Below are 13,536 nucleotides of genomic sequence, written 5' to 3'. Positions count from 1 at the left end.
TTTATTATTATCTGATCGTCAATTATCTATTCGGTTTATAAATCTTGTCTTCATTTGTATAACCGGCCTTTTTCAGATACCAGTCAGGATAATTAGCGCCTGCGCTTTCTGACCATGTTGAGAAGAAATTGTAGGCATCTGTAATAGGCTTGGTTTCGAATGGATATCTGAATTCAGAGTAGATATTCAACGCCCAAGGCATACCATTGGCAGTTTTATAATATTTGCCAGCACTTGTCGACGATTTGTCATGGCCCGTACCCAGCAATGCCGGATTTGCCTTGCTTGTAGGCGCCTGATTAATCAGGTGAATTTCTTTTCCTCTTTCTGATGTTTTGAAAATAAAGGCATTATAAGGTGCCGAGCCAAGTATACTTTTTTCAACCGGCGCATTAAAAGCTATATGCATTCTTAGTGTATCAGTAGGCTCAATGTAGGCGCTTCCGGGAAGCGTATTTGCAAAGCCACTGGCAGACTTCATTTGTTTAAACGAATTATCAAATGCTATTACGGTTGCTAAAGACTGGCCGGCTTCAAGGCCATTTGCGGCAAGAGACACTACACCATCTTTAAGCGAATGACCCGTTACAGACTTAACATCAGATGGTGCAATAGGCATCTGGAATCCCCAGCCGCAGGCAAATGTTGCCCCTATGGCTTTTACATAAGCTTTAAGGTCCATCTCAACTACCTGGTTCCTGCCATTTAACACCTCTTTGAATTGATAGTTAACCACAAGGTCGTTCATGTCATAGTCGCCCTTGTATGGCCATAAGTCTTCATAAGCCAACGAGCTGAAAGTATTCTTAGTTGGCGTATAATTGTTAATTGCTTTGGTTGCGTCTTCAGGGTACTCATCGTCATAATCATTTACGCCGTCTCCGTCTTTATCTGAAACGTTATCAACAAGCGGAATACCGTTGGCATCAAATGCTTTAACGGGATTCGACATCGCATAGAAAATAGCATCGTTGAAGTCTTCATCACTGTTTTGTTCACGGTTTCTGTCTTCAAAAGAAAGAATGAAACGATTAGTGGCTGGGTCGTTCAAGACAATAAAGTGACGTCTTTTTAGTGGGTCAGACTCAACGTTAAAATCATCATGGCCATAAATTGCATTCAAACCTTTACCTACAGTTTTAGTGTTGGCGTCAAAAGCATTGGCCAATAGCACAAAACCAATGGCAGTACCGCCTGGGAATCTACCGATTTTTACCCTGTCGCCCAAAGCAAGTCCACCGCCACTTCCGGCATACGAAACATTCGGGAAAATGATATTAATCTTGCTGATATCTTTAATTTTTGTAGGCGGGTTGTTCGGGTCAAAAGTATAATAACCCAGTGCGTTCAGGTAACTTGCACCTTCGTGTACAAAAGTAATCCAGACATCTGCCAGTTCTTTTACATACAAGTAGTTTCTGTTGCTACCAACCAGGTTTTCTGGGTGTTTGGCTGCATAAGATTTACTTTCAGGCAGGGTCTGATTAACAGTTTTAAGAAACTCAGAAGTTACAATGTCTTTTTGAGGGTCAAGGTAGTTAGGTACACCTGCGTTGTTCCAGGTACCCAGGTAATCAAAAGGCGGGTAATCCTGAGCACTTACTCTGGCGCCAACAAAAGGCACCTGGTTGGTTTGGTCAATGCTGCCGTAAGTTTTAGGGTTTTTACCACCAAACGTAACATTAACCGTATTATTCTTAACGTCAGTAACAATTTCAGAAGGCAGACCGATGAAACTCAATTGCAATGAAACCTTTTTTACATAAGTTGGTATTTTCTGGGTCATGGTCAGTAACCCATTGGTACCTGTAATACCTTTGAAAAGAAGCTCGTTTTCAGGAGAGCTGTAAACTGAAACAACTATTCCTCTGATAGGGCCGTCGTTGTTATCAAAAGTACCAATCTCAAACTTAACATCTGCGGTGGTATTAAATTCAAAACCGGCAGGGATATTGAGTTTATCAATGGCGGCTGTTGAGTTATCGGCAGGTGTGGTGGGAGTTGGGGTATCCTCTCCGAACTGAGGCATACAGGAACTCAGTAACACAGCGATAACGATGGTCAGGAAACTAAGGCTTCTTTTCATTGCTTTAAAAATTAATGATATTTGTGTCTCGGTAGTTTATTGCAAACTGGTTGACACAAATTTTTACATTAATAAAAAGCTATAAATGGTTTTTCGATAATTGGAAGAAAAAAAGGGTATAACGACTATTTTCAACCGACGAAAAAATGCCAGAAAACGCGTTTTCTGGCAAAAATAACTACTCCCGAAACAATAAATAAGTCAACAAAACGCGGTAATTGTACAATTAAAATTATTAAACGGTACCAATTTTGGCAAATATTTTATTTTACGGTCGTTTTAAATATCAAACTTTATACCCTGTGCCAAGGGCAAATGAGTCCCATAATTAATAGTGTTTGTCTGCCTGCGCATGTAGTTTTTCCAGGCATCAGAGCCACTCTCCCGGCCACCTCCTGTTTCTTTTTCGCCACCAAAAGCCCCACCAATCTCGGCACCCGAAGTACCAATATTTACGTTGGCGATTCCGCAGTCTGACCCATTGGCAGATAAAAAGCGCTCAGCCTCTCTCACATTTAATGTAAAAATGGCTGAAGAAAGACCCTGAGGAACGGCGTTCTGAATCTCAATTGCCTGTTCAATGGTTCTGTATTTGATTACATATAAAATAGGAGCAAAAGTTTCGTGGCATACCATAGGCGATTGCTCTTCAACTGCAATAATAACTGGCTTTACATAACAGCCAGACTCATAGCCTGCTCCTGTTAAAATCCCGCTGTCGGTAAGTAATTTGCCACCCTCTTCAAGCGCGGTTTCTATGGCAGACAAATAGTTTTTTACCGCACCTGTGTCAATTAAAGGGCCAACGTGATTATTGATGTCGAGCGGATCACCTATCCGAAGTTGTGAATAGGCCTTCACCAGACTGTTTTTAACCTCTTCGTAAACACTTTCGTGCAAAATCAGTCGTCTGGTGGTAGTGCATCTTTGGCCTGCTGTACCAACAGCGCCGAAAACAACTGCCGGAATAACCAGTTTCAAATCGGCATTTTCAGTTACAATTATAGCATTATTGCCGCCTAGTTCTAACAAACTCCTGCCCAGTCGATTGGCCACTGCGCTACCCACTGCCTTGCCCATCAGGGTAGACCCGGTGGCAGAGACCAACGGAATCCGGGTATCGGCGGCCAGCCACTCTCCTACTTTTCTATCACCTATCATGAGGCACGAAACACCCTCAGGAATATCATTTTTCTTCAATACATCACGAATGATATTCTGACAGGCAATGGCCGAAAGCGGTGTTTTTTCAGAGGGTTTCCATACACATACGTCGCCGCAAACCCATGCCAGCATGGCATTCCATGACCAGACAGCCACCGGAAAATTAAAGGCTGATATAATACCAACCACCCCAAGCGGATGCCATTGCTCATACATGCGGTGTTGCAGGCGTTCTGAATGCATACTTAGCCCATACAATTGTCTGGATAACCCGACTGCAAAATCACAGATATCTATCATTTCCTGCACTTCTCCCCAGCCTTCCTGCAAACTTTTGCCCATTTCATAGCTTACCAGCCTGCCCAGATTATCTTTATTTGAACGCAGGGCATCTCCCATCTGCCTCACTATTTCTCCTCTTTTCGGAGCCGGCACATTCCGCCAGATACTGAAGGCTTCTCCTGCCTTTATCATTACTTTTTCATAATCGGCATGTGTTGCCTGACGAACCTTACCTATAAGGGCGCCTTCAACCGGCGAAAACGAGCTGAGAACCTTTCCGGCTCCGGCCCACGACGCAACTCCGGTGCTTACGCCTTCATTTACTGATTTTATACCCAGTGCTTTTAAGACTTTTTTCATTGCAGGTTTTGTTTGTTGAGTTAGCCGGCAAATATACAAATTGCTTATTTTAATAATATTGGCCCGGAACTAATATTTGAAACGTTTTTTAAATTAAAATCTTTTGTAACGTCTAAAAAAACAGCCTCACCCGTTTTAACGGAATGAGGCTGAACAAAATTCAAATATCAGTCAAATAAGCGTTTACTGGATTTTAGCAGCTTCTTTGTCGCTTACGGCAGCAATTAAATCTGCCACCAGGCCTGTCCATCCACATTGGTGGGCGGCTCCCAGACCAGCTCCGGTATCGCCGTTAAAATATTCGTAGAACAGATATAAATCTTTAAAATGAACATCGTCGTCAAATTTGCTATGTCCATTCATGGCCGGGCGCTTGTTATCTTTTCCGGCCATAAAAATATTAATGAGCCGTTGGGCTACCATCATTGTAGCTTCTTTGATTGACATAATATTGCCCGAATTGGTTGGGTACTCAATCTCAAAATCATCTCCGTAATACTCATAAAATTTAAGCATTGAATCAATAATCAGGAAATTGATTGGAAACCAGATAGGCCCACGCCAGTTAGAATTTCCACCCATAATACTCAAATCAGATTCTGCCGGTGTGTACTGCACACTAAGAATCTCGCCATGCATATTAAATTTATATGGATTTTCGTGATGCGATTTGGATAATGACCTTAAGCCGTAGTCAGACAGAAACTCGGCTTCGTCGAACATCCGTTTTACTACCATTTTCATTCGGTGCCCGCGCAACAAGGCAAGCAAATGGGTTGCACCCTTGCCCGGTTCATGCCATCTCGAAATCAATGAAGCCAGGTCTGGCCTGTTATTTAAAACCCACTCTACCCTGCGTTTAAAGTCTGGCAGCTTGTCGAGCATATCTTCATCTAAAACTTCTACTGCACACAATGGAATTAGCCCTACGTAAGAGCGGATTTTCATAAATATCGTTTCGCCATTCGGGGCATGCAGTTTATCATAATAAAACTGGTCGCTTTCATCCCACAGCCCCAGGTCATTACCTTTTATGGGTCTGTTAATGGCCCCGGCTATGTGCAGAAAATGCTCAAAAAATTTAGAGGCCATATCCTGATAAACGGGCCGTTCAAGGGCAATTTCACAGGCAATTCGAAGCATATTCAGGGTATACATGGCCATCCAGCCTGTGGCATCGGCCTGCTCAAGCCTTACGCCGGGTATCTGGGTGTTGCGATCAAATACACCAATGTTATCCAGCCCAAGAAAACCACCACCAAAAATATTGTTACCCTCTTCGTCTTTCTGGTTTACCCACCATGTAAAGTTCATTAACAGTTTATGAAAGACTTTCTCAAGAAACAAAATATCGCCTTTGCCGTTATTTTTTTTGTCAATTTCATAAACTTTCCAGGTTGCCCAGGCGTGTACCGGAGGGTTTACGTCAGAGAAGTTCCATTCATAGGCAGGTAGCTGCCCGTTAGGGTGCATGTAGTATTCACGCAGGATAACTGCCAGCTGCCGTTTGGCAAAGTCGGGGTCTATTCGGGCTAGTGTAAGGGTATGAAAGGCCAGGTCCCAGGCTGCAAACCACGGATACTCCCATTTATCAGGCATTGACAATATATTTGCCATGTAGGCGTGTTTCCAGGTATGATTACGCTGGTACGCCCTGCCTTTAAACTCAAACGGCATTTTAGGGTCGCCGTTGGTCCACTCGTTTATATTATAGTAATAAAACTGCTTGTTCCACATCATACCGGCAAATGCCTGCCGCTGGATTCGGCGCAGTTCTTCTGAATTAACGTTTTTCTGTACTTCGGCATAAAAATCTTCTGCATCCTGAATTCTTGCCTCAAAAATATCATCAAAATCCTGAAACGGTTTATTCAGCTTGTTCTGGCTGAACCGGAGCCTGACCGTAAATGAGTCGCCACCTTCTATGGTACGGGTATATCTGGCGGCTGCCTTAGAACCTATCTTGTTCGGATTAACATACTTATCTTTTCCGGTAATGACATAATTGCTGATTCCGTCTTTTACGTACATGGTATTGTTGGGCTTTCCGAAAACACGTTCCATATTGGTTTCGTTTTCGCAGAAAAGCAGCTCGTCGGCTTCGTCCAGATACAATTTGTATTTGCCTACCATGTGGTGATTGGCCTCAATCTGAGAATTGGCAATTCCGGTAAGCATCGGCTTTTGCTTAAAATTCTCGTAGCCCCAAGACCATGTATTTCTGAACCATATAGTTGGCAGAATAGTTAACCTGGCCGCCTTTGCCCCACGATTATGGGCGGTTAATTTAACCAGCACATCGGTTTCATCAGCTTTGGCGTATTCAATAAAAATATCAAAGTACTCGTCGTTGTCAAAAATACCGGTTTCTAAAATCTCAAACTCAGGGTCTTTTCTGGACCTGCGCTGGTTTTCTTCAATAATGCGTTTGTATGGAAACTCATTATGAGGATACTTGTAAAGCATCTTCATATATGAGTGCGTGGGGGTGCTGTCCAGGTAGTAATAGAGTTCTTTAACATCCTCTCCGTGATTCCCCTCTGAACCAGCAAGCCCATATAATCTTTCTTTTATAATTTTATCCTGATGATTCCAGAACGAAAAGGCGATACACATAAACTGCTTGTTATCTGATATACCACCGATGCCATCTTCGCCCCAACGATAGGCCCACGAGCGAGCCATGTCATGAGAAACGTAGTCCCAAGTACTGCCATAAACACTGTAATCTTCTCGCACTGTTCCCCATTGTCTTTCCGACAGGTAGGGCCCCCATCGCTTCCATCCTTTGTTATCTTTTCTTAGGTTAAGTCTTATCTTCTCCGCCAATTCAGTCATGATAGGTTTGTTTAGGTGGTATTTGCAAAAATAGAAAAAAATGCAAAAGATGAAATGTATGGTATTTAATGAATTGTAAAAATTAAAAAACTTGTTGCTTTAATGCAAAGGAGATTTCGGCAGAATTCAGAATTTTGAAATAACCAGTGGCTGCTCATCATTTGCAGCACAAATGTACTTTAAACAATTGGTTATCAGGTGGCATTAATGAAAACGGTCTTTTCTTACTTCAAGCGTTTTCATGATTTCGGCTTCCTGCTCAAGAAACCTTACCCACCTTTCTCTAACCTGCTCTTTTGGCATGTATTCCTCGGCCAGTTCTATAAAGTTTCTGTAATGCCCTGCTTCAGATATCATCAGTTCATGATAAAACTTCCTGAGGCTTTCGTCAGCAATGTGTTCTGAAAGCAACTTGAAACGTTCTGCACTGCGCGCTTCAATTAAAGCGCATATTAGTAGCTGCTCCATTAGCCTGATGCCGTTGTCAGAAGTTTTAGTGATACAGGCCTGAAGTTTCTCTACATATTCATCTTTCCTTTTATGAGACAGTTTTATGCCTCTTTTGCGCATTTCTTTTAGTACTCTTTGAAAATGCCCCCATTCTTCTGCAACTACAGGTGTAAGTGTTTCAACCAGTTTTTCTTTTTCCGGATATCTGACAATGAGCGATATACAAGAAGAAGCCGCCTTTTGCTCGCAAAAAGCATGGTCTATCAGAATATCCGCCAGGTTCATTTCTGCAATATCAACCCAACGTGGGTCAGTAGGTAATTTAAGGCCTAAAGTAGTTAGAGATTGCATTTATTAACTTTTGTTATAATTCAGCGTGCTTATGCTTAACCTTGCTCTTAGGTTTGCCATGGTTCAGTGGGTTTCTGGCAAATCAATATTATTTTTTGGTGCTTAAAATTTTCAGTTGCAAACAAATAAGTGTCGCCGCCGTCTTTTAAGCCAAGTTTCTTTTTTACTTCTTCTGCCTTTATTGGAAAATTTCTTGTACTTACATTTGCCTGGTTGTTATTCAGATGTGCCAGCACCTCACTTTTATCGAATCGGCAAACCGACTGGCAGGCAAAAACTCTTCCCGGAAAATCTTTTATAAGTGTATCAGTTGTATACAGATGGCTGTTGACAGAGAGTTTGTTCAGCCCGTACTTTTGAGCTATGCTTTTAAATGCTCCGGCTTTTAGCAAAGCAGCGTTGGGTTCATAAATGTAGCCCAAAGGCAAACTAAACTGCACCTCAGCCATTTGCTCTGCCTCATAGTTAAAGCTAAAGGTTTGCCAGTGGTTATTTATTAAATTGGCAGCCGTAATTTTAGCATGGCCGTCGGATTTATGGCACAAAAATAGTAGCTCTTTTACTTCATTGTCCACTGCTACAATGTGCACCTCCGCCACCGCTTCCAGCTGAGACATGGCCAGCTTTATATCCAGCATGGGTGAATACTTTATTAAAAAGCTGGATAATTTATGCTTTATCTGTAAAATATCTGGCTCACAATCTTCAATTTTAAAAACTTTGTTTTTTGAAGCGTCTCTTCTGGCTGGGTCCATATAAAAGTGCGTATCGGCAGCCAGATTTGCAGCAGACAAAAACTGAACCGCGTCTGCATTAACCACTTGTATGTTATTAAGCCCCAACGTTTTAAAATTGCTGGCTGCTATTTCGGTAAGGCTTTTGTTTCTTTCAACGTAAATGACAGACTGATGACTTCTGGCAAACGCTGCGCTGTCTACTCCCATTCCGCCTGTCAGGTCAATTAAATTCGGGTATCCGGCATTAAAAAAAAGTCGGGCCTTGTATTCTGCAGTAGCCTCAGACGAAGACTGCTCTACTGAAAGGGATGCAGGGTAAATGATATCCGGATTGGCATACCAACCCGGCAGTTTAAATTTTGCTTTTTGCCTGGCTACCCACTGGTCGGCTACCAGATGCAAAAAGTCAGTTTTCAGTTTATCCGGATTTTTCAGAACATACGCCTTAATATCAGTAATTTGCAACTGCCATGCTTTATCTCTTGCGAGCCTGAGTGTTTCAATGTTCATCTACTTAGCTTGTTCGTCCTGCTACCACAATTAAGCAGTAAAATTAAAAGAATTAGACAGCCCCGGCAAATGAAACTTGCGGTTTAACGGTTGCCCACCCAATAAAAACCAAATAAAAACTTTATTGCCTGGCACTCATTACAAAACCTAAAAAATGGTTAAATTGCATGTAGAGTATCAGTAAACTAATACTTAATTTACTTATGAAAAACTTTTACTTAGCCTTAGCATTACAATTAGTTACTGTTTGTCTGTTAAAGGCGCAAACCATTGACACTGAGAAGCAGGCTTATCTTGCTGAAATAAAAACGATAGGAAAACAATTCAGTGGTAGTTTTTACCGCAACTACAAGACTATCTACAGCAGACCTGAAAAGGAGTTTATTCAATTGATAGATTCTTCCAGAACAGTTTTCAATCATGCGCTTCAACAATATAAAGGCAAACTTGATGCTAAATTTTACCAAAACCAAAAGGCAGAAATAAAGTATTATTTCGACAAACTCTTGATTGAATATCCTTTAACACATGAAGTTTATGTTGATGCCTCACCTGCCAATCGTTCAAAAATTCCACTTTTGTTAAAGGCAAATCAGGCAGACTTCAATAAACCGGATTTATTAACCAACACCGACTTCACTAGCTACTTTAACGCATTTATAGCCCTGAAAACAAGTCTGGAGCTGCGCAAAGGGAATTATAAAAACCATGACAACCAGCATTTTCTGGTTTCATGGAAAACCATTCAATCGTATATCAGCAACAAAAAATGTCTGGAATACTGGCAGTTTGATTACCTGTATAACCAAATTGATAACAACGGAACCAAGCAAATAGACAAGTATTATAAAAAGTTTGTAAGCACCACATCAGATACCTCGTTAGTTAAGAAGGTTAAACGCCTGTATGATGAAGACCTTGCAGCCTTGAAAAACCACGTTATAAAACCCTATAAAAAAGCAGGGTCTTTTAGTTTGGATATTCATGTTTTTGTGCCTGATACACTTCAATACACCGGGGGAAGGCCTACTATTGTTTTTTTTCATGGAGGTAGCTGGAGTGAAGGAAAACCTGACTGGTTTTTCAGCACCTGCCAAAGCTATGCAGTCAAAGGATGGGTAGCCTGTGCCGTTGAATACAGAACTTATGGCAGGCATGGCACCCTACCCTTTGAAGCTGTAAAAGACGCCCGCTCGGCCATAAGATGGGTAAGAGAAAATGCCCGAACCTACCATATTGATACATCCAGAGTTGTTGCTACCGGAAACTCGGCAGGCGGGCATCTGGCCCTTGCAACAGCATTGGTAAATAACTGGAACGAAAAAACGGATAATTTGTCCGTTAGCCCGGCACCTAATGCACTGGTTATTAATGCCGGCGTGTATGACCTGACCGACGACATAACAGCGTGGATAAGAAAATACTTACCAGATAAAAACCAGGCCAGAAGCATATCTCCTAATTTTCTGGTAGATAAAACCTTGCCGCCCGCACTTCTGTTTCATGGTACTAATGATATGAATGTTCCTTTTGAAACCGCCAGAAAATTTGCAACAGATATGATTTCAGCCGGAAATGCAGACATTGATTTTCAACCGCTCGAAGGCGGAGGACATTTTATATGGTTTGACAGAAGGTTTGCAGATAAAATGCTAAAGAAAAGAAACGAATTTTATAAAAAGTATGGATTTGAGAACTGATGAGTATGCTACCGGGTATGATAACCCGCTTACAACAATCAGAAAACACTTAAAAATAAGGAAATTTTAAACTTAAATTCTTTAATGAAAGACAAACCCAAAATTAAATTCTTATAAAATGTCCACAACTCAGTTTTTTTTATGGTACAAGACCTGAACGCATGAACGAATTTAAAAATTTTTTCGTTATTTTGTCAACTCAAAGGGATTCCACTCTCATTTTATGACCAAAAGATTTGCAGTTTTCATTCTGTTTCTGATTATCGAATGTTCGACCTTCAGCGAATACGTCAAAGATTTCTTTGGCGAGGTAATCTCTTGCAGCGTTGATATCTGTGAAGGAGACGGCAATGAATGTGAAAATGAGAATCAGGAGAACAAAAATGAGCCGAACAAGTATCTGATATCATTCTTCGAGCTCAATTTTACTTTTGATGTTTTTCAGACTGAAAAAAGTACCTATTTAGATACGAAATCCTCCGAGCGGTTTCCTTACAGATTCATACAATCTCCCCCTCCAAAGGCGTAATTCCTTACCAATTGGCTTCGCCTTTTATCATTCTGTTGCAAAGTAAAATCCGTTTTTATTTGTCTTTATGCCAATCATAGGCATTGAGCAAGCTGTTGGGGTTTTCTGCAGGCTTTTCTGGCTATATTCTAAACCGGTTTTAGGTTATTGCACCAGAACCACTTGAAGAGCAATCTGAACAATCATCTATCCAAAACAATGAAATCAAGTATAAATTTTTCAAATCTTAAAAGCGATCTTCCTGCGGGTCTTGTCGTTTTTCTTGTGGCTCTTCCTTTATGCCTGGGCGTTGCTCTTGCATCAGGCGCACCACTCATTTCGGGTATAATTGCAGGTGTTGTAGGTGGCATTGTTGTGGGCCTGGTTAGCGGGTCTCAGCTGGGCGTAAGCGGCCCGGCGGCCGGGCTTACCGTAATTGTATTGAATGCCATTACTGAAATTGGCGCATTTGATTCTTTTTTACTGACAGTTGTGCTGGCCGGGGTAATACAGATTATTCTCGGAGCCCTCAAAGCAGGTGTAATCGGTTATTACTTTCCGTCATCTGTTATTAAAGGAATGCTCACCGCCATCGGTATAATAATTATTCTGAAGCAGATTCCGCATGTAGCCGGAATAGACAAAGATTATGAAGGAGACGAAGCCTTTGCTCAGAAAGACGGTGAAAACACCTTTTCTGAATTATTGAACATCACTGAATTTTTTAACGAAGGCGCACTGGTAATTGGGGTAATATCAATTCTGGTATTGATACTTTGGGACCAGAACTTTATCAAAAAAAATAAACTTTTGGGCATTATACCCGGGCCTTTGATTGCCGTTTTACTGGGTATTTTGCTGAACAGCAGCCTGGGAATTTTACCTGCCAATTTTCATTTACAGAGTAACCATCTGGTAACTTTACCGGTAGCAGGTTCTATTTCTGAGTTTTCGGGCCTTTTAGCCTTTCCCAATTTCGCTGCTATATCAAATCCTCTCATCTGGAAAACAGCTTTTGTAATTGCAATTGTTGCCAGCCTTGAAACGCTTTTATCGGTAGAAGCAACCGACAAACTTGACCCCCAAAGCAGAATTACACCTACCAACCGCGAACTAGTTGCGCAGGGTACGGGCAATATCGTATCGGGGCTATTGGGTGGTATTCCTGTAACACAGGTTATTGTGCGCAGTTCGGCCAATATTCTTGCCGGTGGTAAATCGCAGATGTCAACTATTATTCACGGACTCATTCTTTTAATTTGTACCCTGAGTATTCCTTCCATGCTCAACCTTATTCCGTTGGCTTCTTTAGCTGCGGTGCTAATTATGGTTGGGTACAAACTTGCCAAACCAAGCGTTTTTAAAACCATGTTTAAAGAAGGACCAGACCAGTTTATACCATTTGTGGTTACTGTGGCGGCTGTTGTTTTTACTGACCTTCTTACAGGTATAGGTGTTGGCACACTGGTAGCTATGATATACATATTATATACCAACTATAAAGGTTCTATGTCGGTAGTAAGAGACAAGAACAATGTTTTGATTCAGTTTAATAAAGACATATTTTATTTTAACAAGTCGGAGCTGATGCAGAACCTGGCTTCCCTTAACTCGGGCGATATTGTGCTGATAGACGGTACCAGAACTACATTTATTGACCATGACATTTTCCTGACACTTGAAGAATTTCAGGCAGAAGCCAAATCAAGACATATTAATATTGAATTTAAGAATATCAAAAGAAGAAAATTAAACTACAGGAAAAGTGATGGAATCGTATCAAAAACTCTTATTAGCCAATAAAGCTTGGGCTTCTGAGAAACTTCAGCTAGACCCAACCTATTTCAAGAACCTGGCAGCTGACCAAAAGCCGGAGTTTTTGTGGATTGGTTGCTCTGACAGCCGCGTACCAGCCGACCAGGTGTCTGGCACGCAACCCGGAGAAATTTTTGTTCACCGGAATGTGGCCAATCTGGTAATACATACTGACATGAGTATGCTGAGTGTTTTGCAATATGCAGTTGAGGTGCTTAAGGTTAAGCATATTCTGGTGGTAGGGCATTATCAATGCGGAGGCGTAAAGGCTTCGATGACCAACAACGACTACGGATTAATCAATAACTGGTTGAGAAACATTAAAGATGTTTATACCAAATATCAGGACGAATTACAGAGCATTGATGACGATCAGGAAAGATTTGACCGGCTGGTTGAGGTGAACGTAATTGAACAGGTAAAAAATGTTGCCAAAACAACCATTGTTCAGAATGCGTGGTCTAATAGCGAGTACCCGATGATACATGGCTGGGTGGTAGACCTGAAAACAGGTTTAATTAAACCTATTATTGAGATTGAATCGAAAGACCATGATGCATTGGAAGATGTCTACAACTTTGATTTTAACAAGAAAAAGAAGAAAGCGATAGAAGAGGTAGACGTTTAAAGAGACAGTTTGCGTTTGTTTTTAAAGGCGTCTGTCAGCAAATTGTATTTGCTATGACGGGCGTCTTTTTTTATTTCTAATCGTTTGAAAATCAGATTAAAAGCTGA

The 13,536-nt window shown here is 41.3% G+C and carries 9 protein-coding genes; 4 read left to right on the top strand and 5 right to left on the bottom strand.

Annotated elements, in window-relative coordinates:
- Positions 1-22: 22 nt before the first annotated feature.
- The 5 genes from NZ848_RS06245 to NZ848_RS06225 all read right to left on the bottom strand — a co-directional run bounded on the left by NZ848_RS06245 (position 23) and on the right by NZ848_RS06225 (position 8,778).
- A complete protein-coding gene (locus NZ848_RS06245) occupies positions 23-2,086 on the bottom strand; it encodes an LruC domain-containing protein (protein WP_259014802.1) in 2,064 nt (687 codons plus the stop codon).
- A 279-nt stretch (positions 2,087-2,365) separates the two neighbouring features.
- Positions 2,366-3,892 carry an L-piperidine-6-carboxylate dehydrogenase gene (gene amaB, locus NZ848_RS06240; protein WP_259014801.1) on the bottom strand — a complete coding sequence of 509 codons (1,527 nt, stop codon included), beginning with the start codon at positions 3,890-3,892 and terminating at the stop codon, positions 2,366-2,368.
- A gap of 183 nt (positions 3,893-4,075) precedes the next feature.
- Positions 4,076-6,730 carry an MGH1-like glycoside hydrolase domain-containing protein gene (locus tag NZ848_RS06235; RefSeq protein WP_259014800.1) on the bottom strand — a complete coding sequence of 885 codons (2,655 nt, stop codon included), beginning with the start codon at positions 6,728-6,730 and terminating at the stop codon, positions 4,076-4,078.
- A gap of 204 nt (positions 6,731-6,934) precedes the next feature.
- Complete coding sequence (miaE, locus tag NZ848_RS06230) at positions 6,935-7,531, bottom strand: tRNA-(ms[2]io[6]A)-hydroxylase (RefSeq protein ID WP_259014799.1); 597 nt, start codon at positions 7,529-7,531, stop codon at positions 6,935-6,937.
- A gap of 47 nt (positions 7,532-7,578) precedes the next feature.
- Complete coding sequence (locus tag NZ848_RS06225) at positions 7,579-8,778, bottom strand: THUMP-like domain-containing protein (protein WP_259014798.1); 1,200 nt, start codon at positions 8,776-8,778, stop codon at positions 7,579-7,581.
- Between the two features lie 203 nt (positions 8,779-8,981).
- Between NZ848_RS06225 and NZ848_RS06220 the strand changes: the two genes are divergently transcribed.
- The 4 genes from NZ848_RS06220 (at position 8,982) to NZ848_RS06205 (ending at position 13,429) form a co-directional block, all read left to right on the top strand.
- Complete coding sequence (locus NZ848_RS06220; protein ID WP_259014797.1) at positions 8,982-10,478, top strand: alpha/beta hydrolase; 1,497 nt, start codon at positions 8,982-8,984, stop codon at positions 10,476-10,478.
- 223 nt (positions 10,479-10,701) lie between these two features.
- The gene (locus NZ848_RS06215; protein ID WP_253534564.1) at positions 10,702-11,007 is read left to right on the top strand and encodes a hypothetical protein; all 306 of its coding nucleotides are present in this window, start codon (positions 10,702-10,704) and stop codon (positions 11,005-11,007) included.
- A gap of 198 nt (positions 11,008-11,205) precedes the next feature.
- The gene (locus NZ848_RS06210) at positions 11,206-12,789 is read left to right on the top strand and encodes a SulP family inorganic anion transporter (protein ID WP_259014795.1); all 1,584 of its coding nucleotides are present in this window, start codon (positions 11,206-11,208) and stop codon (positions 12,787-12,789) included.
- Positions 12,755-13,429 carry a carbonic anhydrase gene (locus NZ848_RS06205; RefSeq protein WP_253534560.1) on the top strand — a complete coding sequence of 225 codons (675 nt, stop codon included), beginning with the start codon at positions 12,755-12,757 and terminating at the stop codon, positions 13,427-13,429. Before NZ848_RS06210 ends, NZ848_RS06205 begins: the two co-directional genes overlap by 35 nt.
- Positions 13,430-13,536: the final 107 nt, after the last annotated feature.

The organism is Emticicia fluvialis (genome assembly GCF_024793945.1).
Classification (GTDB): domain Bacteria; phylum Bacteroidota; class Bacteroidia; order Cytophagales; family Spirosomataceae; genus Emticicia; species Emticicia fluvialis.
The sequence above is the reverse complement of the archived record's forward strand: the minus strand, read 5'-3'. Positions and strand labels throughout refer to the sequence as shown.